We start from the raw sequence: 25473 nt of genomic DNA on the forward strand, positions 1-25473 counted from the left end.
TTATAAATTTGCAGTTCGGCTAGCTCATTCCATTTGTTGTGTTGTTTACTAGGAAAAGGCAAAATCTCTGATCCTTTAGTTACGGATCTAATAATGCGGGAATTTTCAATCTATTGTCGTCAAAATAGCTATATCTGCTAATTAAATTTTTAAGTTCAGTATCTTCTTCTAATTCTGTGCTGATATAAAGCATTTCTAAATAACCTCCTGGGAAGGTGGATTTTAAAATACTTGCGTAACGAGCTTCATTTATCGATAGGAGGTCATGTTCAACGTTATAATGGCTATTTCTAATGAAGTTTAATACTTCCGATACAATAGAGGTACTTTCAATTAATGCTTCATAACACCTCTCGTTAGCCTTTAAGCGTTCTAAATTGTCTAATGTGTGCAATATATCTGGGGAGTTGTGGAATGAATAAGTACATAAAGTTCCAATATCAGAATCTCTTTGGTCTGTGCGACTTATTGTTAGATTTTGCAACCTGCGCTCGCTAACACTTAGCAAATTAAAAAAAGTACTTTCAAACTGTTGCTGTTTAACAATATCCCCCTGTTTTTGCATTAACTGGCTTTGTAATTTCATGCTCTCTTGACTAGCTTCTTGAGCTGTTGCGGAACGTTTTAACTCTTCTTTCGTAGCTTGTAACTCTTCTCGAGTTAATCTTAGCTCTTCAAGTTGAAGGTAGATTGTATATAACAAAGCAAGTAAGGCTAAAAATGCATATACAGGGCCCAGTGTGCCACCTACAAAACTGCCAATCGCTCCCCAATCGCCTTGTTCATTACTAACAGCACCATTGAAGTGAGAAAGAAACAAGTAATAGACGTATAAAAAAGGGGCTGTTGCTACAACAATAAATCCCACAATAACTCGTTTAAAATCAGATTTTTTTTTACTAGTATTTTCTTGCACTCATTGCCCTTAATTCCTATTATTTATGATCATAAAATATTGTACTAGAGGACATACACTAATCTACTCTGCATCATATAGTAAATACCGCACAAATAAAGTACAGCAGAACTTATGCGTGTCCTTGTTGGCTGGTAGGTTAAAAACAGTGCATGGGTTTACTGTTTGAATCGATGCGTTTAGAAGTGATAGATTGGACAAGATTAGAAAACGTCATGGGCGGATTTCTTTTGGTTCTGTTTTCTTTATCCGTTCAAAGAATCTTGCTACTTCACACTGCGAAACTGCGTTTCGGTTGTTCATCCACTACTCGCTCAAAAGGCGAAAACTGCATAATCCAATTTAATTATCCGACTGGATGAGTGAAGACGAGCTATTAATTATACCGTTCTAACCACAATGAGATTCCCGATAAAACAATTCGGGAATGACGGTGTGTGTTTTGATTTTACTGACGGTTGACGACTCTATCTGTGATGAGATTCCCGATAAAACAACTCGGGAATGACGGTTTGTGTTTGATTTTACTGACAGTGACAGATTCTATCCGTGCTGAGATTCCCGATAAAACAATTCGGGAATGACGGTTTGTGTTTGATTTTACTGACAGTTGACGACTCTATCCGTGCTGAGATTCCCGATAAAACAACTCGGGAATGACGGTTTGTGTTTGATTTTACTGACAGTTGACGATTCTATCTGTGCTGAGGTTCCCGATAAAACAACTCGGGAATGACAGTTTTTTGTTTTGATTTTACTGACAGTTGACAGTTCTATCTGTACTGAGATTCCCGATAAAACAATTCGGGAATGACGGTTTGTGTTTGATTTTACTGACAGCTGATAGCTAACAACCGATAGCTAACAGCTGAGTGCTCTTTTATCCCCAGAAACAAAAAAACCAGCACAAGGCTGGTTTTTTTAACGCTTAAATATTCCGATCTAAAACGGGATATCGTCATCAAAGTCCATTGATGGCTCGTTATATTGAGCTGGCGCTTGAGGAGCTTGCTGTTGCTGCTGTGGAGCAGGCGCTTGTTGTGGCGCAGGAGCTTGCTGTGGTGCAGGAGCTTGCTGTGGTGCTGCTTGGTATGCTGGAGCCTGTGGCGCCATTTGTGGTGCTGCTTGCTGTTGCGGAGCATTACCCCAAGACTGTTGTGCTTGTTGCTGTGGTGCTTGTTGTTGCTGCTGACCGCCACCTTGGAACTGCTGGTTTTGTCCGCCTTGGAACTGTTGTCCACCTTGACCGCTGTTATTTGAATCCATCATTTGTAATTCAGAAACGATGATATCTGTCGCGTATTTATCTTGGCCAGTGGTTTTATCCTGCCATTTACGTGTTTTCAATTTACCTTCAGCGTAAACTTTTGCGCCTTTTTTAAGGTATTGGCCACACATTTCGCCGAACTTGCCATATACCGTTAGGTTATGCCATTCAGTTTGATTTTCGTATTCGCCTGTTTGCTTGTTCTTCCAGCTCTCAGTGGTTGCGATTGAAAAATTTGCTACCGCATTACCATTTGGCATGTAACGCATCTCAGGATCTTTACCTAGGTTACCCACTAATACAACTTTGTTTACACTACGGTTAAACATCTTTTCTCTCCGCTTGAACTAAAATTTGTTTGGCTGCTTGTAGGGCAAATATTTTATTATTTACCTTAATATAAACAGTCTGCTCTTCAATAATTATTACAACTTCTAACACGCCATGCAAATCAATCAACTGCTCAGTTAACTGCGTTGCATGACGTTCATTTTTAATGGTTGCGGTTAATGTATGTGTGCGAATTTTACTTGGGTTTTGCATACCCCATGAGATAAAAAACCAAACTAACATTAAGCTCGCTAAAAATAGAAATAGGCCACTATTACCGAGTAGTTTATAGGAAACACCCCCTAAGATACCACCAAAAAATGCGCCTAAAAATTGATACGTGCTATAGATCCCCATTGCACTGCCTTTTGCGCCAGCAGGAGAAAGCATGGAAATAAATGCGGGTAGTGACGCCTCTAAAAAGTTAAAGGCAGTAAAGTATAATAATACACAGAAAAACATCATGGTAAGTGATTGTTCAGTAAGCGCCATCGCCACTAAGCTGCTTGCCATCAGTAAAATCGCAAACAGATAAAACTGTTTGTTTTTTTCTTTTTTGGCTGCCACGATGATCATCGGGATAATTAATATAAATGATATTAATAGTGCAGGAAGATAAAGGTGCCAATGGTTTTGTGGTGCAAGGTGCATGGATTGCAACTGTAACGGCAACGAGATAAACATGGCTGTTAATGCCATATGTAAAATGAAGATGCCTAAGTTCAAACGTAATAACTGTGGATTTTTTGCTAACTGACCAAGTAGCGCGGGTATGGCAACGGTTTCACCTCGTGGGGCTTTGGTTACAATATGTGGCACCATAAAGTGCACAATCGCGATGCCTGTCAAGGCGCCAAGGGCGGTGATTAAAAACAAGCCCTTCAAGCCGATGATAGGCGCAAGAACGGGGCCTGCGACCATTGATACCGCAAAGGCTAGGCCAATACTAATACCAATCATGCCCATTGCTTTAGGGCGTTGTTCTTCGCGGGTAACATCGGCAGCTAATGCAAGTACGGCACTGGCTATTGCCCCTGCGCCTTGTAATGCACGGCCTAATGTTACGCCATAAACACTTTCTGAATAAGCTGCGACTAAACTACCTAGCGCAAAAATAAACAGGCCAATGTAGATAATCGGACGACGACCATATTTATCAGAGAGCATACCGGCTGGAATCTGTAATAGTGCTTGTGTTAAGCCGTATGCACCAATCGCAAGGCCCACCCACATTGGTGAGTAGCCGACCAAGTCTTGCCCATAAATGGCAAATACCGGCATGATCATAAACAGACCAAGCATGCGTAAAGCAAAGACTAATGACAGTGATATTGCGGTGCGTTTTTCCAGTGGATTAAGGGAATCAACGTGCATAAATGTTCCAGGTCTGCAAAATAATTTGGGCGAAGATAGTAACACATACCCATGTTACCTCAAGGAGCTTTGTCAGGCGCGAGCTCGTAGAGCAGGTCAAGGCACAATATGAGGTAATTGTTATTCACTTTTTGAGTGTTGTAACGCGGGACTGTCATGGTTGCAGAATAAGGAGCTCGCGCCCCGAAGGGCAAGACAACTTGCACCAATCTACGTCGTTATAAAATTTCGATGTAGGCTAACTATACTTCAATTTTATGCCTAGTATTTCGGCACAATTTGTATTACTGACTTTGCACCTTGAAGTATCATGGGTATATTTAACACTATTACAAAAAATTCATTATACTGCGCTTATTATTTTTGTTTTGGGATCAACCTATGCTTAGCTATCGCCACTCTTTTCACGCAGGTAATTTTGCCGATGTATTAAAACACACGGTTTCTGTTTCTATTTTGAATCACATGCTTAAAAAAGATAAACCTTTTTGTTATTTAGATACCCATGCTGGTTGTGGCGCATATTCGCTTAGCTCTGAACAGGCATTAAAAACGAAAGAGTTTAACAACGGCATTACACGTTTATGGGGTCGTAAAGACTTACCTTTACCTGTGGCTAACTATGTTGAGCAGGTTGTTGAGTTTAACGCTCAATCTCAATTGAAACATTACCCAGGTTCGCCAAGCATCGCGCGTCAAATGTTACGTGAAGATGACCGTATGTTCTTGTTTGAGTTACACCCAAATGAATTTACTAGCATGCGTGAAAACTTTGCGGGTGATAGACAGATTAAAATGTCTAAGAGTGATGGCTTACAAGGTTTGGTTGCTAATCTACCGCCGAAAGAACGTCGTGGTTATATTTTAATTGATCCATCTTATGAGATTAAAACTGAATATACTGAAGTGATTGATACTTTAATCGATTCTGTAAAACGTTTCGCAACGGGTACCTATGCACTTTGGTACCCAGTTGTTAACCGTATCGCCATTAAAAAAATGGAACGTGCGTTGATGGATTCAGGTATTAAAAATATTCAATTATATGAATTAGGTATCGAAGCGGATTCGGGTGAAAGAGGCATGACATCAAGCGGTATGATTGTTATTAATCCGCCTTGGACATTAAGAAAAGATATGCAGGCTTCACTGCCATTTCTTGCTAAAAGCTTAGCAAAAGATGATAAAGGTTTTTATCGCATTGAAACGTTAGCTGGCGAATAGGATAACCACTATCCTATTCAATCAGCATTAAGTGAGCCTATCTAGGCTCAACTTAATGTTTGTCTTTATTACGCTGATAGCTGTTTGCAATTAAACCAATAACAGATTGTAAGACTAAGGTCAGCATCGCCATAAAGAAAAATAGTTGTATTAGTGTTTGCTGAGAAATGTCATCAACAAACACTGAAATGCTGACCGTTAATAACAGCAAATATAATAGGCTGATTAAATAACGTTTCATTGAGAATGCGTAAGTTGCTTTTTTATTTGTCATTTTCGGTGTTCTTTTTTTTGGTGTTTTTAAAGTTATATTTTTTAAAGTGTAAAATACTCTTCAATTTCGAATAACGATCATATTTGCTACGGTCTTTTTTAGACGCCTCGCCTGATTTTTCAATATCAATAATACCGGATCGATTAAGCGTTATTTTATAGCGTTCGAACTCTTCAATGTATTGCCCTTGATCAAGTGCAACCACAATATTAATTTGATAACGACGTTCAATCGAAGTGCTTTGAATCTTCTCTCGATTTGAATCCGGCGTATTTTGTTCATAAACCTTACCGGTACCACGCTCTAAGTAACGTGCAAAAGGGCGTAAGCTAAATAAAATGGTCTCATCTAAACTATCATAACCGGCTTGAAAGCCCTGTGTGTTTACCTTGGTCTCGATACGGTAGTGTAAAACCTCTGCGCTTTGTTTGTTTTGCGTATGACGTTGCGCGAGTAACTCGATAGCTTGAGGGGGTAATTTGGTCGACTTAATATAATCAAGCCACACGCGTTGGGTAGCTATCTCATTTTTGCTTGTGGAGTCTTTTAAGGTACGAGACCACTTGGGTTTACCTTTGCGAATCCAGCGCCAAAGCATATTTTTAAAGTCGTCTTTAAAAACTTCACGCACGCCATAAATAACCGCCAAGATAAAAATCATTAAGGCACTTAATTTACTAAAGGCACCCTGTGTTTTGATGATTAAAATCAGTACCACGCTCATGATCAACGCCGTTGCCACACCGGTGACCACTTTACGGGTGATGTTACCAAGTGCGTGTGTATCGCTTTTAAAGATCACCCCATATTCAATAAGGCGACGTAACAAGCGCATTTTATTCGATATTCGGTTCGCGTCACTGAGCGTTGCGCCGGTATTGTAAGCTTTCTTTTTGCGGTAACTGCTTTCCTCTTCGCAGATAGCCAGTAAGGCTAAACGTGTTTCGGAAAACTCTGAGTGGCGTGGTTTTTTAGCTAACATGCGCAGAATAGACTGCTCGGTATACCATGACAGGTAATTGTCTACATTTTCAAAGATAGCCAATAGCTTTGCATCGCTAGGTATATGAGAGCGATGCTTTTTCAGGATTGTTAAACATTGATCCGTAACATCAGTGGCTGCATGATAAAAATCACGCATGCCTTCGCTATCATCAATATTCAGTGTTTCTTCGGTATCGGTATCCAGTGCCACAATATATTGGTAAGCAAAAAGATTAAGGTTACTTTTGTATTCTTCGGGGGAGCGTTTCATACGGCTTGCAAAGCGGGTATGTAATAAAGGAAGGTGTAACCCTTCGGTAAAATAAGCACGTCGGCCTTTAATCGCCGCGTTGAAATATTCAGTTTCAGGTAGCGTATTTTTATTAATACCCATCTCTTTAGGCAGAGAAAAATAAAGATCCAGGCGCTTGGATTCACCACGCTTAACTTGGTGGGTCAGTTTTATTGCTAATTTTTCCTGCTGTTTAACTTTAAATTTACGCAATTTATCCCCCTTTTCTTTAGTATATAATTAACCGGTTGATTTGACAGCATAAAAGCGAGTGTTTTTTTACCTATAGAATACTGGCGGGCGCAGGCAAATTTTGTTAACTTAGTTCCTCTTTTTTTCTTGATTATTAAAGGCTTTTTCATGCAACTTTCACTTCTTACGCAAACACTTTTTGACCATCTTTATAACGACATTAGCCAGTTTCGTGAAACCTTTGATTTACCGTGTAATGATGCGGATTCATTAGATGAAAAAGCGGATCAATTACATAGCTCTTTAATTATTGAAGAACTGACAGAACTTGCTGAAGCGGATTGTAAAATAGAACAAGCTGATGCGATTGTAGATAGTGTTTATGTATTAATGGGCCGTTTAGTGCACCTTGGGCATAACAAAGTTGCGGATAATATCGCGATTAGTTATTTACTGGATCTTTTTTTAAATGTCGCGAAGCAGCGAGACATTAACTTTTTACCGTGTTGGAATGAAGTACACGCGAGTAATATGAGTAAGGTTTGTCGTAACCAAGCTGAATACCAAGAGACACAAGCATTTTACGCTAAACAAGGTGTAGAGCTTGTGGATAGTATTAAAGGCGACTTTGTTATTGCTAAGTGTGCTAAAGATGTACAGATGGAAGGAAAAATCGTACGTCAGGGTAAAGTATTAAAATCAGTGTATTACCGTCCTGCAGATTTAGCGCCTCTAGTATAAGGCCCAACAAAGCAAGACGACCACGAAGCCACTGCGTTACACAGAGAACACGAAGAAAAAGACTTTCAACCTTCTTTTCTCTTCGTGCCTTCGTGGTGAATTGCTCTTAAATTTATGCTTACTCGGGTAATGTAATCGGGCAACTAATTAAAAAGCCAGCCCCGCCTAGTTGTGAATCAAAATAGCTTAAGTTACCGCGTAATAAAAAGTGCACTAAATTAAACACCACATTTAAGCCTAAGCCTTTTCGACCCGATGAACGTAGGGTGGTCATAAAGGGGTTAAAGATGCGTTTTTTAATATCCTCTTGCACGCCTTGTCCATTGTCTTCAATGTAAATAAGCAGTTGTTGTTGGTCTATTTTTAAGGTCACTCGAACACGGTTATCTTCAGCGCAATTACTGTGTAGATAACTATTGAGTAATAACTCTTGGAAAATCTGCACAAATACATCTGACTGAATAATCACTTCGCTAATATCGGTATCAATATTGGTGTAAATATTCAGGTTCTTAGTATTCACTTCATAGGTTGATACACACAGTAGAATATTATTAAGCCACTTCTGTAAGTTAATTTTTTCGTCGGGAATAGATTCCACATCAAGTGTTGATAAACGTTTAAATTCAGAGATTAAAGAAGCGGTATTGTCTAAGTTTCGCTGTAATAATGTACCTGCGTCTTTGGCATTATTAATTAAATTGGTGAGTAGACTATTTTGGTTAGCAGATATTGTCTTTTCTATTTCCTCTATGACATAGAGAAAATGTGAGGAAGCAGTAATGGCACAGCCGAGTGGTGTATTCACCTCGTGGGCAATACCTATCACTAAGTCATTCATGGCCACGTAAGCTTGCGCATGGTGAAGTTCTGTTTGTGTGCTTTTTAATTGCTCTATGGTATTGGCTAATTCAGTATTGTTCGCCTTTAGACTAATAGTGCGTTGTTTTACTTTTAACTCTAAATTTTGATTGGCTATCTGCAGTTCATTTTGTGCTGCTAGCAATTCACTAGTACGTTTTTGTACTTTTAGTTCCAGTGTTTTATTGAGGTTTTCCACTTTTTCTTGGGCAAGGAAACGTAATCGATATTCACTAATAACGGATCCAAAGAGGCGTAAAATATGCGAGATATAGCGTTTGAAAGGTTGGTGATTTATCAGGTTGTCACAGGCCACCCAACCAATAAGCTGGTCGTTTTCCCATAACGCGATGGCGCCATTCCAGCCAAAACCAACAATAGAAGTGCCGCCTTTTTGATCTGCATCGAACTCATAGAGATCTTGGTCCTGCCAAATACACACTTTGCCCTGATTATTAATGATATTACGGAACTCTTCGACCACCGGTGATCTTAAACGATGCTCCGCATGTACATTGCCTTTTTCATCAGTCCCCCATGTTCCTTGGATCTCTTTGTGCTCTTCATCGATTAATAAAATACCGATGCGATCAATTTCTAATAACTCAATCGCACTCTCTACTGCAACACGATAAAGATCATCCACAGAACTTGCCTGAGACATTAATAAGGTAGCTTGATTGAGGTTATACAGCAGGCGATAGAAGCTTTTGATATCAGTAATATCATCAACCTCTTCAAAATCGGTGCTATCAAAAATACTGAGTGTAGGCATATTTTTTATTGTCTATTCTTCTCAAGTGGGGCTAAACCATAATTCCTTTCATTATTTATAGCTAGTCACATTGAGTAAAGATTGACGCTGATCTCACGGTCTTTATATCTCTTCTTTATGTTGATTGTTGCGTGCCTTATTGTTGATCTTTATGCTTGTTTATTGGTCGCTTTGTCGAAGGGTTTGGTCTTTTATGGGGGAAATTAAATTCGCTAATGCGAAAGGGGCGCTGTAAATTCTGGGGCTGGTTTTTTAATAAACTAACTGAGATAGGGCTAGCAATCGTATGTTTGCTAGCCCTTATCGCTATTTGATAACCTGTTAAATGTTCGCTTCTTTGAGTTGATAAAGCATTGCGAGTGCTTGTTTAGGGCTTAACTCATCAGGGTCAATGCCTTCGAGCATTGTTAATGCAGGGTTAATTTCTGGCTCAACAATTGGCGTGTTAAGTTGCAACGTTTGATTGGCCATTTTATGTTCTGAACCACGCTCTAATTGCTGTAATTTATGTTTTGCATTTTTAACCACTTCACTGGGTACACCTGCTAATGAAGCCACTTGCAAACCATAACTTTTATTGGCTGCGCCTTCCTGTACGGCGTGTAAAAAGGCAATACTATCCCCATGTTCTACGGCATCAAGATGCACATTAACCAATTCTGGAATCGTTTCTGGCAGTGACGTTAATTCAAAATAATGGGTGGCAAAAAGAGTGTAAGCCTGAATCTTTTTAGCCAGTTCTTCGGCACAGGCCCAAGCAAGTGACAAGCCATCAAACGTACTGGTACCACGGCCTATTTCATCCATTAATACCAAACTGTTCTGTGTTGCATTATGTAGAATATTCGCGGTTTCAGTCATTTCTACCATAAAGGTAGATCGCCCACTGGCAAGATCATCCGAGGCACCAATACGTGTAAAGATACGATCAACAGGGCCTATTTTTGCACTTTGTGCAGGAATGAAACTACCGATATGTGCCATCAATACCATTAAGGCAACTTGGCGCATATAGGTGGATTTACCACCCATATTCGGGCCGGTAATAATAAGCATTCTACGCTGGTCATTCAGTGAGACGGGGTTCGCAATGAAAGGTGTTTTATTCACTTGCTCAACAACAGGATGACGGCCTTCTTCAATGATAATGCCACGTTCACTCTGTAAAACAGGGCGCACATAATTCAGCGTTAATGCACGCTCTGCTAGTGTATTAAGTACGTCTAATTCCGCTAGAGATTGCGCTGTAAATTGTAGTTTTTGTAAATAAGGCATTAACTGTTCAATCAATGCTTCATAGAGTTTTTTCTCAAGCGCCAGTGCTTTTCCTTGGCTAGAAAGTACTTTATCTTCGTGCTCTTTAAGCTCTGCAATAATGTAACGCTCTGTATTTTTCAGTGTTTGGCGGCGTACATAATGCGCAGGTACTTGGTCGGCTGCACTACGGCTAGTTTCAATATAATAACCATGCACACGGTTGTAACCGACTTTCAGCGTGACAATACCCGTTGCTTCACGTTCACGTAACTCTAGTTTTTCAAGGTAATCGGTCGCCCCTTTGGCAAGGTTACGCCATTGGTCTAACTCGGCGTTATAACCGGCTTTAATCACGCCACCATCACGAATGATGACTGGCGGGTTATCAATCACCGCGGTTTCTAATAACGCTAATAATTCAGGATAATTACCCATCTCTTTACTGAGTTGGCTGACTAGCTCATTAGGTAATTCACTAATCAGGTTTTGTAATTCAGGTAACAATGAAAAGGCAGTGCGTAAACGCGTTAAATCACGAGGGCGCGCTGAACGTAGGGCTAATCGCGCAATCACACGTTCAATATCGCCAATCTGTTTAAGCGGCTCAGCCAGTGGACCATTAAGATCTAAATCAATTAAGGTTTGGATCATGGTTTGGCGGTAATTAAGAATATTGACGTTACGAATTGGCTGATGAATCCAGCGCTTTAATAAACGGCTACCCATTGGTGTGACGGTAAAATCTAACACTTCAGCGAGGGTATTATCAAAACCACCCGATAGATTTTGTGTTAATTCTAAATTTTTACGTGTGGCAGCATCCAAAATAACGCTATCGATGTTTTGCTCTAAACGAATCGATTGCAGATGTGGCAGGCTAGTACGTTGGGTATCTTTAATGTATTGCAATAATGCACCGGCAGCACAGAGTGCCACTTCAGCTTGCTCGACACCAAAACCAACCAGATCTTTTGTACCAAATTGCTGATTAAGCGTATTACGTGCCGTGCTTAATTCAAATTCCCACTCTGGACGGCGGCGAATCGTTTGTAGGTGCTCAATTAAGTTTATATGCTCAAAGGTATCAGGATAAAGTAGCTCTGCCGGATTTAAGCGTTGTAATTCCGCTTGCAGTGTTTCTTCATGTTGAAACTGATTGATAATAAAACGGCCACTACCAATATCCAGTGACGCGATGCCAAAGCTATCTTGCGCTTGGTAAACGGCACATAACAGGTTATCGTGTCGATCATCAAGTAATGCTTCATCAGTAATTGTGCCGGGGGTAATAATACGCACAATCTTTCGTTCAACAGGGCCTTTACTGGTCGCTGGGTCGCCAATTTGCTCAACAATCGCAACGGACTCTCCCAGTGCAATCAGCTTCGCTAAATAGCCTTCGATACTATGATAAGGCACACCCGCCATTGGAATTGCGTTGCCGCCTGTTTTGCCACGTTGGGTTAAGGAAATGCCCAGTAATTGTGAAGCCTTACGTGCGTCATCAAAAAACAGCTCATAAAAATCGCCCATGCGGTACAGCATTATAGTGTCGGGAATTTCGCTTTTGATGGTCAGATACTGTTGCATCATTGGCGTATGTTGTTTTAATTGTTCTGCAGTTGGTTTCATAATATACCTGTGTGATCTCTAGGTGTTTTGTCTGACGTTAGTTTGCACGCTTGCAATCGCTAACTGAATCATTTTTTGATGGTTGTTTATTAGCAGAGTAAGGCTGCTAATCTGCTTTTTACATGGCCTAAATACAAGTCTTTAAGCAATGCACATAAAATCTCAATGTAGAATAACGAGACTATAACTTTATACTCATGCTACTTCAAGATGCAAAGTCAGCAAGGAAAATTGTGCCAAGATACTAGGCATAAAATTGAAGCCTAGTCATTCTAAGTCGATATTTTATAACGACGTAGATGGGTGCAAGTTACCTTGCCCTACGGGGCGCAAGCTCGCTTATTATTCAACCATGCCAGCCCAGTGTTACAACAAGCGAAAAGTGAATAACAATAAGGGATTAACGTCTTTTTTTAATCCCACCGTTAGAAGGTTTACGTAGTTAACCGTTCGATAGGTTACCTCATGTTGTGCCTTGCTCTGGTTATCGAGCTTGTGCCTGACAAAGCATCTTGAGGTAGTATGGGTATATGTCTAGCATCTCGCACTATTTGCCTTGCTGACTTTGTTTGTTGCTATACACTTAAATCATTATCGTTGAGCTTGTGGAGAAACTTATGTTTACTGAAAAAACAGTACAAGAATTAGCGCAATTATTAGGTGATAAATTAACTCAAGCAGGATTAATCGCTGCTACTGCAGAGTCTTGCACGGGTGGTGGTGTTGCTTATGCGATCACAGAAATTGCAGGCAGTTCTTTGTGGTTCGATCGTAGTTTTGTGACTTATAGTAATGATGCAAAAATGCAGATGTTATCGGTTGATAAGGCACGTATTGATAAATTTGGCGCGGTCTCAGAGCAAGTTGTTGAGCAGATGGCGAGCCATGCGGTTAAATATTCAGAAGCCGATATTAGTGTCGCAATCAGTGGTATTGCCGGACCTGGTGGTGGCAGTGCTGAGAAACCTGTAGGTACCGTCTGTTTTTCTTGGTATAACGCTCACGGTAAGAGTAAAACTGAAACCTATATTTTTGTCGGTGATCGTCGCGAAGTACGCTGTCAGGCTATTCGTTTGGCATTAACTGGGTTAATCGAGATCATTGAGTAAAAACTGAAATAATTTTTATAGTTAGTCTTAGCAACACATAAATTTAAATAACATTAAATATAACTTGATACTGTATAAATCAGCAGTATACTGTTTGCATACACAGTTAAATGAAATAATTAATTATCTGGAGATAATATGAGTCAGGATAAGAATAAAGATAAAGCATTAGCAGCGGCACTTGGTCAAATTGAAAAACAGTTTGGTAAAGGCTCTATTATGCGTTTGGGTGATGGCTCCGCTTCAATGGAGATTGAATCTGTATCTACTGGCTCATTGGGTCTGGATGTTGCTCTCGGTATAGGTGGTTTACCATACGGTCGTGTTGTAGAGATCTACGGTCCAGAAAGTTCAGGTAAAACAACATTAACATTACAAGTCATTGCAGAAGCACAAAAACAGGGTAAAACCTGTGCCTTTATTGATGCTGAGCATGCTCTTGATCCTATCTATGCTAAAAAACTTGGTGTAAATATTGATGATCTACTTATCTCTCAGCCTGATACGGGTGAGCAAGCGTTAGAGATTTGTGACATGTTAGTACGCTCTGGCGCCGTTGGTGTTGTGATTATCGATTCTGTTGCTGCATTAACACCAAAAGCGGAAATTGAAGGCGATATGGGGGATTCTCATATGGGTCTACAAGCACGTTTAATGTCACAAGCACTACGTAAATTGACTGGTAACATCAAACAAACTAATACCATGGTTATCTTTATCAACCAAATCAGAATGAAAATTGGTGTTATGTTTGGTAACCCAGAAACAACAACCGGTGGTAATGCACTTAAATTCTACGCGTCAGTACGTTTAGATATTCGTCGTATCGGTGCTGTGAAAAATGGTGATGAGATTGTTGGTAATGAAACGCGCGTAAAAGTAGTGAAAAACAAAGTTTCTCCTCCTTTCAAACAAGCTGAATTCCAAATTCTATACGGTGAAGGAATCAACTCACATGGTGAGATGATTGACCTAGGCGTTAAGCATGAATTAGTTGAAAAAGCGGGTTCTTGGTATTCTTATAACGGTGCTAAAATCGGTCAAGGTAAAACTAATTCATGTAAATATTTTGCTGAGCATCCAGAACAAGCTGCTGAGTTAGATAAAAAACTACGTGATATTCTGTTAACAAAACCAGAAGAAGAAGCGCCAAAAGATAAAGCCGCAAAAGAAATTACTGAAGAATCGTAATAACAGTATTTTCTGAGTGCTAACAATAGTGCACTCAAGAATGACTAACCAAAAGGCGTGAATATTCACGCCTTTTTGCTTTCTGTAACAGCTATCAGCTAACAGCTAACAGCTAACAGTTAATCTCCTATCTCAAAGCATCTAATGATCTTCTATAAATACTGATTAATATCCAGATCATCTATTTGATCTTCCATTAAATAAGCTTTTGCGTATTGCATGTATACACCCGAGGTTAAAAACAACTTAAACAGTTCGCCATCAATATGATCGTCTTTGACCATAAAGCTCATTATTTTTATCGATTGGCTTAATGTTTTTCGTTCTTTATAGGGTCTATCTGATGCGGTCAGTGCTTCAAAAATATCTGCAATAACCATAATTCTGGCGGTGGTAGGCAACTCCCCTGCATTAACTTTACGTGGATAACCTGTGCCATCCATTTTTTCATGGTGTCCGCCAGCAATGATAGGCACTTGTTGTAGGTGATCAGGGAAGGGTAGTTTTGATAACATCACTATGGTGTGCACCATGTGGCCATTAATAATAAATCGGTCTTCATCGGTTAACGTACCGCGCTTAACAGAGAGGTTATAAAGCTCACCACGGTTAAAGCGATATTCAGGAGTCTGCATATCAAAGTTCCATTGATTACCCGCTTCAGTTAGCTCCGCATGTTCCCTTTCTATTAAATGCTCTACTTTGTCTACGAGTAAGTGTTCCTGTGTTGGTAAAGTGCATTCAGCTATTTTAGCTGTTTGATGAGGGGCAATGCCTATTTTATTACTGAGTGTTCGAGTCCAAGTACGTTTTGCGATCTCTTGTAGGCGTTCAATCTTGTCATCAGACATAAACTCACCACCGATATTACATTCAGCGACAAACTCAAATTCTTCATCGAGCTGTTTGAGTAATTGATCTCGCTGCGATGTCAGTTGCTGTTTATCACCTTGTTCTGCGAGTCCTTGCCAGTAATTTTTATGTGCTTCATTTTTTAATAATTCGAAACGCATTCTGACTTCGTTAAGACGATCATAGATAGTTTCAAGTTTAGTGGCTTTATCAACGACATATTCTGGTGTGACAATTTTTCCACAGTCGTGCAACCAAGCTGCAATATGTAACTCTTCCCATTGATCTTCAGACAACTCAAAGTTTTTATAGTTACCTTGCTGATCATCACAAGCTGCTTTACTGAGCATTTTAGTCAGTTCAGGCACTCGCGCACAATGCCCGCCAGTGTAAGGGGATTTACTATCGATCGCGCCTGCAATTAGCAGAATGAAGCTTTCTAATAACTGTTTTTGTTCAGATAATAATTGTTGGCTTTGGATGGATAAAGCTGAGAAGCTTGCGATTGCTTGTGCGTATTGTAATTTACCTTCATTGAGTGGTGCTTGCTGTGATTCTAAAACGGCAATAACCCCTAAATTTTGACCATCACGGTTTTTCATTGGCACTAATTTCCAGTGCTGTGTTGCTGCCATTTTGGGGTGGTGACTAATAATCTCATTAAGCTCAGCGGGCAAGATTTGGTTATGTATACCTCTCTCTAACTCAGTGCATGAGAAGGTTGATTTTGACAGTTGTAATTGTAACTGTTCATTTTCCGCGTTATCGAGTGCAATTAAATGACAGTGCTTTATGGCACACTTATTTCTCTCATTGAGGAGAATAATCGTGCCTTGGCTATTAGGGATGTTATTACATTCCAAGCTGATTTTAGTGAGTAATTGCTGATAACTTTGTTTGCTTACTAATGACGCCGATAGGTCCTGGAAATGTGAAATGGTTTCTTTCATGCTATTAGTCACAGCAATCAGGTCTGCAATCTCTTTAATCGGTGTTTTGCTGTTAATGCTCTGGCTAAAATCGAAATCTTTTATCTTCTCTAATTCTTTGGTTAAACCACTGATTGGCGCTGTTAATAAACGTGCAAAATACCAAGCGATAGGCAGGGTTGTTAAAATTATTAGCAAAGTAATCAGCATGCTTTTATAACGTAATTTGTAAGCGTCTGATAATAGCTCTTTGGTTTTAACAACTTGAAATAAGAGTAAGTTACCTTTTGCTGAAACTGCAGAGACTTTACCTAACCAATCTTCGCCATTAAAAGAAAATAAGATACTGCCTTTTTGTCCTTTGTAATGCTCAAACATGTGCGCTAATACAGGTAACTCTAGTGATTCAACAGATTTAAATTTATTGAACTTGCCGTTTTTAGATAATAATTTTTCAGTGTCTTGATAGGCAATCACTTGCCCGGCTTGATCAACGACAATACGTTGACTACTTGGGTAAGCCTTAAATTCTTGCAGTAATTTGGATAAATTACTGAGCGTATAATCGGCACCAATGACTGCGCCATTATCTTTATCTTCAACAGCGAGAGTTACACCAAACTCTTGGCTGGCATGAAAGAGGTAGGCTTCGGTGATGATATATTTCTCGCTGTTTTTTGCTGTTTGATACCAAGGACGCTGGCTTATTTGAAGATTATAATCAGAATCAGCCACTATCTTAAGTAACTGACTTTGTTGATCGTAAAAGCGATGTTTAGTTTCCCCCGATTGACGCAGCGTTAACATAAAATAACTATTTTCTGGTGCGCTGTATTGCTTTAAAACTGTGCTAGAAGGTGTTTTTTTATAGAGGAAGAAGTCGTCATTTGGGTAGGCCACAAAAAGTGCAGAAAGGCTGGGGGTATTCTTGAGCATTTCAGACAAGACCGGTAATACATTTATTTTCTTTTGTGCGCTAGTGAGTTGGGTTATGTGTGAGGCTTTAAGTATTTTGAGCATAGTATGTATGTGGTCGCTTTCCCTATTTATTCTGGTGACCACTTTGACGCTTGATTTAGTAAATAATGATTTCCCATCATTAAGCATACTTTGGCTAAGTTGAGAATAGCTATACCAGCCGAGGGAGATACCTGAAATGATAATTAAAATAGTAAATAATATAATGATATGAATCTGTAGGCTGAATTTTTTTCTAGACAAAGAAAAGTGCATAATAACCCCTAATGATAACTTTATATTGGTATTGTCTATTTTAAGTCACACTCTGATTTTTGCGTATAAAAAAACCGCAACAAGTGCGGTTTTTTGTTATCAATTTGATTGTTGTGATTTAGCGCGTGCCAAATACTACAATTGTTTTACCGTGTGCTGAAATAAGACCTTGTTCTTCAAGCATCTTAAGAATACGACCCACAGTTTCACGTGAACAACCAACGATCTGACCAATTTCTTGACGTGTAATTTTAATCTGCATACCGTCTGGATGAGTCATCGCATCAGGCTGTTTAGCTAGATCTAATAATGTGTTTGCAATACGACCTGTTACATCTAAGAATGCTAAGTTACCCACTTTCTGACTAGTAATCTGTAGACGATTAGCCATTTGGTTAGAAAGACGCATTAAGATTTCAGGGTTTACTGTGATTAACTGTTGGAATTTCTTGTATGAAATCTCAGCTACTTCACATGGTGATTTTGCTTTAACAGAAGCACTACGGATAGGCTCATCAGCTTTATCAAATAAGCCTAATTCACCTAAAAAGTCGCCTTGATTCAGGTAAGACAAGATCATCTCTTTACCTTCTTCATCTTTAATAACAACAGCAACAGAACCTTTCACGATGAAGTATAAAGTATCTGCTTTTTCGCCCGCATGGATCAACATACTTTTTGCCGGATACTTATGCGTATGACAATGTGATAAAAACCATTCTAATGTTGGATCTGTTTGTGGTTTAGTGATGATCATGGTACTTCCTTAATCTGTGTTGAATAGCTAAAAGGCTATCTCTCGTTGTTATTTTTGCAACAGGAGCTAAATGACTTTGCTGCTATTAATAAGTTCCCCAATTGTATCTCTTTTTACGTGTTGCCGATAACATTAATGGGTCGATGTTTTATTAGAAATTAGATCTTTGTCAAAAAGCAACAAAATTTAGCAGACGAAATGATTATTTTAATCTAAATCTATTATATTTTAATGAAGCTAGTATCAACGGATTGTGTGAATACTGAACAGCTATTGCATTGTTTGTGCATTAAACTGCTCTTTGGCGATAAGCGTAACGCTTTCTGAAAGCTCGGAGTAGAGGATCAGTACTGCACCACTTTCTATTTGTAGACGTACTTTTTGGCTTTTTTCATTCAATGAGATTTCTGCTTCACCATAGTCCGTTCCTTCACGTAATATAAAAGATTCGATTAAGTTATGCAGTGTTTCGTTATCAAGTGATTGGTATGGAATAAGCATGGTATTTAAGGCTTTTTAAATAGAGAAAGAAGATGAGTTTATTGGATGAATTATTAAAAAACAATGAGAAGTGGGCAATTGAGATCAGTAAGGAAGATCCTGAGTTCTTTGCGCGCTTGGCGAACCAACAATTACCTGAATATTTGTGGATAGGTTGTTCAGATAGTCGTGTACCTGAAAATCAACTTTTAGGTCTGTTACCCGGTGATGTTTTTGTGCATCGTAATATTGCTAACTTAGTGGTTCACACTGATTTGAATTGTATGTCTGTGATTAAATATGCGGTCGATGTTTTAAAAGTAAAACATATTATTGTGACCGGCCATTATGACTGTGGCGGTATTAAAGCTGCGATGCAGAAACAGTCTTTTGACCTAATTGATGGTTGGTTACGTAATATTAAAGACGTTTATGTGCAATATTAAAGATGTTTATGTGCAATATAGTGATCGCTTTACCGATGAGATGAGTGAACAGCAACGTTTGAACTATTTAACTGAGCTTAATGTTATCGAACAGGCTAAAAATGTCTGTCATACCACTTGTGTACAAAAAGCGTGGGCGAATGGCCAAGCATTAACAGTGCATGGGTTAATCTATTCAGTGAAAGATGGTTTGTTAAAAGATCTGAAAATTAGCTTCGATAGTTTAGACAATATTAATGCGCTGTATCATATTCGTTAAGGCTATTTTTAATATTACTGTTTCATTAAAAATGAAGAGGTTACAATAAATTAGAATTTTTTATTTTTAACCAAAGGAGTTGTTATGAAGAAATTATTGATCGCATCACTTATTCTGGCTTTGCCAAGTTTTGCATTTGCAGCAGGAGATGCGGTTGCTGGTAAAGCAAAAGCTGCAGTGTGTGCTGCTTGTCATGGTGCAGATGGGATTTCAGCAGTACCTATTTACCCGAATCTAAAAGGGCAAAAAGAAGCTTACTTAGTCTCGTCATTAAAAGCGTATAAGTCTGGGCAACGTAAAGGTGGTATGTCTGCGATTATGACGCCACAAGCAACCGCGCTTTCTGATCAAAATATGGCTAATATCGCTGCATATTATGCATCATTGAAGTAACTAAAAAAATAAGCTAAAAAAAAGACCTCATTGAGGTCTTTTTTTTTAGCTGTTAGCTGATTCTTATAGATCGTCAGCGTTAGCCGCTAGGTATTTTGCAACACCTTCTGGAGAAGCGTCCATACCAGCTTTGTCTTTAGCCCATTGTGCAGGACAAACTTCACCGTGCTCTTCGTGGAATTGAAGTGCATCAACCATACGTAACATTTCATCTACGTTACGGCCTAGTGGAAGATCGTTAACTACTTGATGACGAACAACGCCGTTTTTGTCGATTAAGAAAGAACCACGTAATGCAACGCCAGCTTCTTCAAATTCAACGCCGTATGCTTGACAAATTGTGTGCTTAACATCAGCAACTAGTGGGTATTGAACTGCGCCAATGCCACCGTCGTTGATTGCAGTGTTACGCCATGCGTTATGAGAGAATTGTGAATCGATTGAAACACCAATTACTTCAACACCACGTGCTTGGAATTCACCAAAACGTTTATCGAATGCGATTAATTCAGAAGGACATACAAAAGTGAAATCAAGCGGGTAGAAAAAGATAACTGCTTCTTTACCTTTAGTGAATTCAGAAAAGTTAAAGTTATCTACGATTTCGCCATTGCCTAGTACTGCTGCAGATGTAAAATCAGGTGCTTGTTTTGTTACTAATACCATGAGTATTTCCTCTTAATAAAGAATAGTTTAACAATAGTTGGTTAAATCTAAATTATGCTTATTTATGTCCGACAGCATGCGGGAAATTATAGTCAGAATCGAATTGTTTATACCGATTAGATCCATAGTTTTTATCTATTGATAAGAGAGGAATACAAGGAAAGTCGATTAAACTATCATGCTTTCTTAAATAATAATGAAATGACTAATTAAAATTAAAAATACAACCACGAAGTCGCTGCGCTACACAGAGAACACGAAGAAAAAGGGATGAGTGTTATAACCTTCATCCCATGCCTTCGTGGTTAATTATTTTAAATTATGGGTTACGGCCAAATTTAGAAAAATCTGGTTTACGTTTTTCATTGAATGCGTTACGACCTTCTTGGCCTTCTTCACTCATATAAAAAAGCATGGTTGCGTTGCCGGCTAATTCTTGTAAACCTGCCTGACCATCACAATCTGCGTTTAATGCCGCTTTTAAGCAGCGTAATGCCATTGGGCTGTTTTGTAGAATTTCACGACACCATTTAACGGTTTCTTTTTCAAGATCTGCTAAAGGCACCACTGTATTGACAAGACCCATATCAACGGCTTCTTGTGCATCATACATACGGCATAAGAACCAAATTTCACGTGCTTTCTTCTGGCCGACTATACGTGCCATATAACTCGCACCCCAGCCACCATCAAAAGATCCCACTTTAGGACCGGTTTGGCCAAACTGCGCGTTGTCTGCTGCTATGGTTAAGTCACACATCATATGTAAAACATGACCGCCACCCACCGCATAACCTGCCACCATTGCAATGACTGGTTTCGGGCAAGTACGGATTTGGCGTTGAAAATCTAAGACATTAAGATGATGGCCACCACCAAACTCATCTTTATAACCTGAATCGCCACGAATACTCTGATCACCACCCGAACAGAAGGCGAGATCTCCTTCACCGGTTAATATAATCACGCCAATGCTTTCGTCATAACGGGCATCGTTCATGGCTTGCATCATCTCATTCACCGTTTGCGGGCGAAATGCATTACGAACCTGTGGGCGGTTAATGGTGATTTTGGCAATATCATCGGCTTTTAGATAAGTGATATCGGTAAATTCTAATTTACTGTTTAACCAAGTAATCGGGGCGTAAAAATCAGTCATAAATAATCAACTCTATTGTCTTTATGAAGCCGTCATTAAGGTTCAAACCTCGACGATGGCACTATTTTAAGTTTTGTAATATATATTGGGCAAATTGTAGCGCATCGTGTTGATGGGTATTATGCCCAGCAAGGTCAAATTTAACGATGTTAATGTGTTTAAAGCCCTCTAATTGTGCTGAGAAGGCTTTGAATTTTTTATCTTTACCACCAAAACAATAATGCACCGCAAGTTTTGTTTGTTGTAAATAAGGCAGGGCATCTATTTGTTTACCCAAGCTGGTCGCTAATAACATGTTGGCTAATGGCACACCAAAATTATCTTCACGCTTGCTGATAATCATCTCTTTTTTTCTATCACTAAGATCGCTAAATATCGATTGGTCATACCATTCGTATAATGTTTCTACGATGCTTTCAGTCGCAAATTTCTTCGCCCAGCTATGGTCTTGCATAAAGCGACGTTCTTTAGTGTCTTGATCTGTTAAACCGGTATGGCTTGATTCAAGTAACAAGGCAGTTAAGCGGGTATCGTTTTGAGTACGCGCGTAATCCAATGCAATGCGTCCACCAAGCGAATAACCAATCAGTGTGTAGCTATTAACTTCAAGGTCATCAAGGGCATTCTTGATTAATTGATGGCAATGATTAAAACCATCTTTTAATGAACCTGCTGTCGCAACTGAAGCGCCGTGTCCAGGAAGATCAATGGTGACACAATGAAAATGCTCTTTGAGCAAATCGATAGTTTCATGCCAATCACTGCTACTGCCTAAAAATCCGTGTAAAAAGACTAAAGTAGGTTTACTGCGACAACCCTGTTGATGTTTATATAGTGGCATATTGAATCTGCTCTTTTAATTGTTGCAATTGAGTCGCGCTTTGCTGATTTTCAAGCGTCACCTCAATGAGTGAGTGTTTGCCCTGTAAGCATTGATTATAAGACGCTTCAAAATCAATAAGTTGATTTGGATTGTAATAATCAATACAAAATTGCTCACAGCTTGCTTTAAAGTTAAGGCCATGGGGTAGTTGATAAAAAATTTCTTTTTGTAGTTCGGGTACGGGTAACTGATTGAAGATTGAACCTCCATCATTATTAATCACAATAATAATGAAGTGACTGTGAAGCTGTTTAATCATTGCTAATGAATTCAAATCATATAAAAAAGAATTATCACCAATGAGTAGGGTGGTTATTTTTTGATTGTGTTTGGCAACGCCAATCGCGGTTGCTAACAAGCCATCAATGCCGCTCGCGCCTCTATTCGTATAAATAGGACACTTATTTTTAAGCATAAACATATCGGCCAAACGGATCGGCATGCTATTACCTATAAATAGTTGGCTAGTGCTAGGTAATTGTTTATCTAGCTGCTCAACCACTTTCATTTCACTATAAGGTTGAATGCTCAAGAAGGGCTGGATGACCTGATGTGCAATTTGCTGATGGCATTGCTGTAGAGCATTATGCCAATCGTTATTCGTGTCAGAAGGTTCAATGATTTGCGCATCAATCCACTGCGTCGCATCGCAACTAAAACGTTTGTCGACTTGATGATGCGGGTCTATACGTGTTTCGCCGGGAGCAACTTGCTGTAATTTACCTTTAAAGTTATTGATAAAGGTCGCTAAACGTTTACTGATTAACTGCTCGCCAAACTGAATAACAATATCAGCCTGCTGTAACAAAGCATTAAAGTTATCGTTAATAAGTAATAAGTCGTAATAAGGCAGATTGTTAGTCGCACTGCATTGTGAAGACTGAATATCACTAAAGAGCAATATATTGTTCTTTTCACAGAATTGGCTCACTGCCGTTTCCTGTTTCTGATCGGCTATTTTAGCCATGATGACCAGTACTTTTTTTCCCGTTAACGGATTCGATTTAGGTAATGTTAGGGTTTTGTTTCTGACAAACTGAGTAAAAGGTCGGTTATTTGATGGCCATTCTTTCAAGCTAGTTAAATAGCCTTGATAATTTGTCATCTCTGCCGTTGGATAGAGAGGCTCAGCAAAGGCGATATTAAAATGGATAGGGCCAGGTTGGTTTTGTTGTTTATTAAGGCCGTGATCAATGGTTGTTAATAGGTAGTTTGCTTTTATGTCAGTGCTAGGTTGTACTATTTGAGCAAAAAAAACAGGATAACGTGCAAAAATATGTTGCTGCTCAATCGCTTGGTTTGCGTCACAATCAATTAATGAGGCGGGTCTGTCGGCAGAGATAACAATTAAAGGCAGACCACTCTGTTTAGCTTCAATCACCGCGGGGTATAAGTTAGCCACTGCAGTACCTGAGGTGGTGATGATAACCACGGGTTTTTGACTTGCTTGGCTCAGGCCTAATGCTAAAAATCCGAGCCCGCGTTCATCAAAGTGTATATGTGTTTTTGCGCAGGGGTGATTGGCAACCGCAAGTGTTAAGGGGGTTGAGCGTGAGCCTGGCGCAATGCAAAAATCGCTAATACCATGGCGTATTAACTCTTCAACAAAAAGTGAAGCCCATAACAAATTGATATTGCTTGCGTTAGCTGAAAATACGTCACTTACTTTCATTATTTATCTTCTGTTTGAGTGAGGATATCTAAGACTGTGTGTATTTTATTATCCAGTTCTTGCCATTCTTGATCGGCAATAGATCCTGTCACAATACCTGCACCAGCAAATAGTTTTATTTTATTAGCACTGATTAACGCACTGCGAATCGCCACGCTAAAATCACTTTTATGCTGGCTAATATAACCAACCGCACCCGCATACCAACCACGACAATAGGGTTCTTTATCATTAATAAATTGTAATGCGGGTAATTTAGGGGTTCCACCGACAGCCGGTGTGGGATGCAACTTATAAAGTAATTCAGCATCTTTAGTGGTTGTGAGTAGCTCTGCTTTAATGGGCACACAAAGGTGCTGCACATTATGTAATTGCATTACATGGGGTTGTTCGCAATGAACTTGTGCTTTTAAACTCATCAAATTGGCGATGATAAACTCTTGTACTAAGTAGTTTTCACGATCAATTTTTTTATCCGTGAGCAGGCTTTGTAATAATATATTATCTTCTCGGTCATTACGGCCTCGGTTGACCGTTCCTGCTAATGCTTCTGTATGTAGTGTTCTGCCTGTACGGCTAAATAATCGCTCAGGGGAACAACCGATAAACACATCGTCTTTATTAAACTGAAAACTGAAATGGAAGCTGGCTGGATTAGCTTTTTCCCATTGGCAAAGTAAATCACAATGATCAATCGTTTCTGAACAAATGAGTTCCGTTTGGCGAGATAAGACCACCTTAGGCAGCAGCGCTTTATATTCTATACATAAGTCAACGAGCCCTGACCACTGCTGTTTACCCGGTAGATCACTGCGAGAAATTTGCAGTGTATTCATTTTTTGTAAAGTAACGGGAGAACGCAATTTGTGGACCAGGGCGAGTGTGTCTTCGATACAAAAATTACCATCAAAATGACAGGTCAAGGTGAGGCTATTATTTTCTTCGATAAACTCTAACGCAGGGCGAATAAAGCGTGTTGCGGGGAAACCTGGCCATTGATCCCCTTGCTGTTGGAATGCGAGACCCCCGTAATATCGTGCCTCATTACAAACATGCGGAATCGCCAGTTTGTCATCTATCGCGCCAAAACAAACAATACGTTGTTGTAACTCTTTATCTTGCCAATAAATAGCAGGGAAAATATCTATTTGTGCTTTTAATAAGGTTAACAACATGACAGGTTCAAGTGAGATGCTCAGATTTTTTTTCGGGAAATCGCCTTGCGCATTTTGAAACGCGAGTAATTGTTTACAAATTTCTTCAATCATTGATAAAAACCACGCTTTTCTGGTATCTATATTTATAGGGGATATTTTGCTAATGTA

20 protein-coding genes and 1 pseudogene are annotated in these 25473 nt (G+C 39.4%); 6 read left to right on the forward strand and 15 right to left on the reverse strand.

What is annotated here, in order from left to right; genetic code table 11:
• Window positions 1–79: 79 nt before the first annotated feature.
• The 3 genes from CXF74_RS02825 to CXF74_RS02835 form a co-directional block, all read right to left on the reverse strand.
• On the reverse strand, window positions 80–916 hold the full coding sequence (locus CXF74_RS02825; RefSeq protein WP_101080883.1) for a hypothetical protein: 837 nt from the start codon (window positions 914–916) through the stop codon (window positions 80–82).
• Window positions 917–1858: 942 nt separating this feature from the next.
• Window positions 1859–2512 (reverse strand): single-stranded DNA-binding protein, encoded by a 654-nt coding sequence (ssb, locus tag CXF74_RS02830; RefSeq protein ID WP_101080884.1) that lies wholly within the window; start codon window positions 2510–2512, stop codon window positions 1859–1861.
• Entirely contained in the window at window positions 2505–3887 is a 1383-nt protein-coding gene (locus tag CXF74_RS02835; RefSeq protein ID WP_101080885.1) for an MFS transporter, read from the reverse strand. The genes ssb and CXF74_RS02835 overlap by 8 nt, the downstream gene beginning before the upstream one ends.
• Window positions 3888–4268: 381 nt before the next feature.
• Here CXF74_RS02835 and CXF74_RS02840 point away from each other — a divergent pair, with 381 nt between their 5' ends.
• On the forward strand, window positions 4269–5111 hold the full coding sequence (locus CXF74_RS02840) for a 23S rRNA (adenine(2030)-N(6))-methyltransferase RlmJ (protein ID WP_101080886.1): 843 nt from the start codon (window positions 4269–4271) through the stop codon (window positions 5109–5111).
• A gap of 52 nt (window positions 5112–5163) precedes the next feature.
• Here the strand turns inward: CXF74_RS02840 and CXF74_RS02845 are convergent, their stop codons facing one another.
• Complete coding sequence (locus CXF74_RS02845) at window positions 5164–5385, reverse strand: hypothetical protein (protein WP_101080887.1); 222 nt, start codon at window positions 5383–5385, stop codon at window positions 5164–5166.
• On the reverse strand, window positions 5375–6874 hold the full coding sequence (locus CXF74_RS02850) for a hypothetical protein (protein ID WP_101080888.1): 1500 nt from the start codon (window positions 6872–6874) through the stop codon (window positions 5375–5377). Before CXF74_RS02850 ends, CXF74_RS02845 begins: the two co-directional genes overlap by 11 nt.
• 147 nt (window positions 6875–7021) lie before the next feature.
• Between CXF74_RS02850 and CXF74_RS02855 the strand changes: the two genes are divergently transcribed.
• Window positions 7022–7594: a nucleoside triphosphate pyrophosphohydrolase family protein gene (locus CXF74_RS02855; RefSeq protein WP_101080889.1), complete on the forward strand. Its 573-nt coding sequence runs from the start codon at window positions 7022–7024 to the stop codon at window positions 7592–7594.
• A 118-nt stretch (window positions 7595–7712) separates the two neighbouring features.
• On the opposite strand, the gene CXF74_RS02860 is transcribed toward CXF74_RS02855, so the two are convergent.
• Both CXF74_RS02860 and mutS read right to left on the reverse strand, forming a co-directional pair.
• Window positions 7713–9230 carry a sensor histidine kinase gene (locus tag CXF74_RS02860; protein WP_101080890.1) on the reverse strand — a complete coding sequence of 506 codons (1518 nt, stop codon included), beginning with the start codon at window positions 9228–9230 and terminating at the stop codon, window positions 7713–7715.
• A gap of 321 nt (window positions 9231–9551) precedes the next feature.
• Window positions 9552–12119, reverse strand: a complete 2568-nt coding sequence (gene mutS / locus CXF74_RS02865) for a DNA mismatch repair protein MutS (protein WP_101080891.1) — start codon at window positions 12117–12119, stop codon at window positions 9552–9554.
• A gap of 617 nt (window positions 12120–12736) precedes the next feature.
• On the opposite strand from mutS, the gene CXF74_RS02870 reads away from it, so the two are divergent.
• Window positions 12737–13228, forward strand: coding sequence for a CinA family protein (locus tag CXF74_RS02870; protein ID WP_101080892.1), 492 nt, complete (start codon window positions 12737–12739; stop codon window positions 13226–13228).
• Between the two features lie 138 nt (window positions 13229–13366).
• On the forward strand, window positions 13367–14419 hold the full coding sequence (gene recA / locus CXF74_RS02875; protein ID WP_101080893.1) for a recombinase RecA: 1053 nt from the start codon (window positions 13367–13369) through the stop codon (window positions 14417–14419).
• Between the two features lie 152 nt (window positions 14420–14571).
• Here recA and CXF74_RS02880 read toward each other — a convergent pair whose 3' ends face one another.
• The 3 genes from CXF74_RS02880 to CXF74_RS02890 all read right to left on the reverse strand — a co-directional run bounded on the left by CXF74_RS02880 (window position 14572) and on the right by CXF74_RS02890 (window position 18691).
• Complete coding sequence (locus CXF74_RS02880) at window positions 14572–17433, reverse strand: HD domain-containing phosphohydrolase (protein ID WP_101080894.1); 2862 nt, start codon at window positions 17431–17433, stop codon at window positions 14572–14574.
• Window positions 17434–17551: 118 nt separating this feature from the next.
• Complete coding sequence (gene crp, locus CXF74_RS02885; RefSeq protein ID WP_101080895.1) at window positions 17552–18190, reverse strand: cAMP-activated global transcriptional regulator CRP; 639 nt, start codon at window positions 18188–18190, stop codon at window positions 17552–17554.
• A 270-nt stretch (window positions 18191–18460) separates the two neighbouring features.
• Complete coding sequence (locus tag CXF74_RS02890; protein WP_101080896.1) at window positions 18461–18691, reverse strand: YheU family protein; 231 nt, start codon at window positions 18689–18691, stop codon at window positions 18461–18463.
• 32 nt (window positions 18692–18723) lie between these two features.
• On the opposite strand from CXF74_RS02890, the pseudogene can reads away from it, so the two are divergent.
• Window positions 18724–19375 (forward strand): annotated as a pseudogene (gene can, locus CXF74_RS23060) (carbonate dehydratase).
• An 84-nt stretch (window positions 19376–19459) separates the two neighbouring features.
• Window positions 19460–19768 carry a c-type cytochrome gene (locus CXF74_RS02900; protein ID WP_101080897.1) on the forward strand — a complete coding sequence of 103 codons (309 nt, stop codon included), beginning with the start codon at window positions 19460–19462 and terminating at the stop codon, window positions 19766–19768.
• Between the two features lie 63 nt (window positions 19769–19831).
• On the opposite strand, the gene CXF74_RS02905 is transcribed toward CXF74_RS02900, so the two are convergent.
• From CXF74_RS02905 to CXF74_RS02925, 5 genes are all read right to left on the reverse strand, one after another.
• Window positions 19832–20434 (reverse strand): peroxiredoxin C, encoded by a 603-nt coding sequence (locus CXF74_RS02905; protein WP_101080898.1) that lies wholly within the window; start codon window positions 20432–20434, stop codon window positions 19832–19834.
• 319 nt (window positions 20435–20753) lie between these two features.
• Window positions 20754–21593 (reverse strand): 1,4-dihydroxy-2-naphthoyl-CoA synthase, encoded by an 840-nt coding sequence (menB, locus tag CXF74_RS02910; RefSeq protein ID WP_101080899.1) that lies wholly within the window; start codon window positions 21591–21593, stop codon window positions 20754–20756.
• 61 nt (window positions 21594–21654) lie between these two features.
• Window positions 21655–22434 carry a 2-succinyl-6-hydroxy-2,4-cyclohexadiene-1-carboxylate synthase gene (menH, locus tag CXF74_RS02915; RefSeq protein WP_101080900.1) on the reverse strand — a complete coding sequence of 260 codons (780 nt, stop codon included), beginning with the start codon at window positions 22432–22434 and terminating at the stop codon, window positions 21655–21657.
• Window positions 22421–24148 carry a 2-succinyl-5-enolpyruvyl-6-hydroxy-3-cyclohexene-1-carboxylic-acid synthase gene (gene menD / locus CXF74_RS02920; protein ID WP_101080901.1) on the reverse strand — a complete coding sequence of 576 codons (1728 nt, stop codon included), beginning with the start codon at window positions 24146–24148 and terminating at the stop codon, window positions 22421–22423. Before menD ends, menH begins: the two co-directional genes overlap by 14 nt.
• Entirely contained in the window at window positions 24148–25416 is a 1269-nt protein-coding gene (locus CXF74_RS02925) for an isochorismate synthase (protein ID WP_198552759.1), read from the reverse strand. Before CXF74_RS02925 ends, menD begins: the two co-directional genes overlap by 1 nt.
• Window positions 25417–25473: the final 57 nt, after the last annotated feature.

Source organism: Psychromonas sp. Urea-02u-13, assembly GCF_002835995.1.
Taxonomy (GTDB): Bacteria; Pseudomonadota; Gammaproteobacteria; order Enterobacterales; family Psychromonadaceae; genus Psychromonas.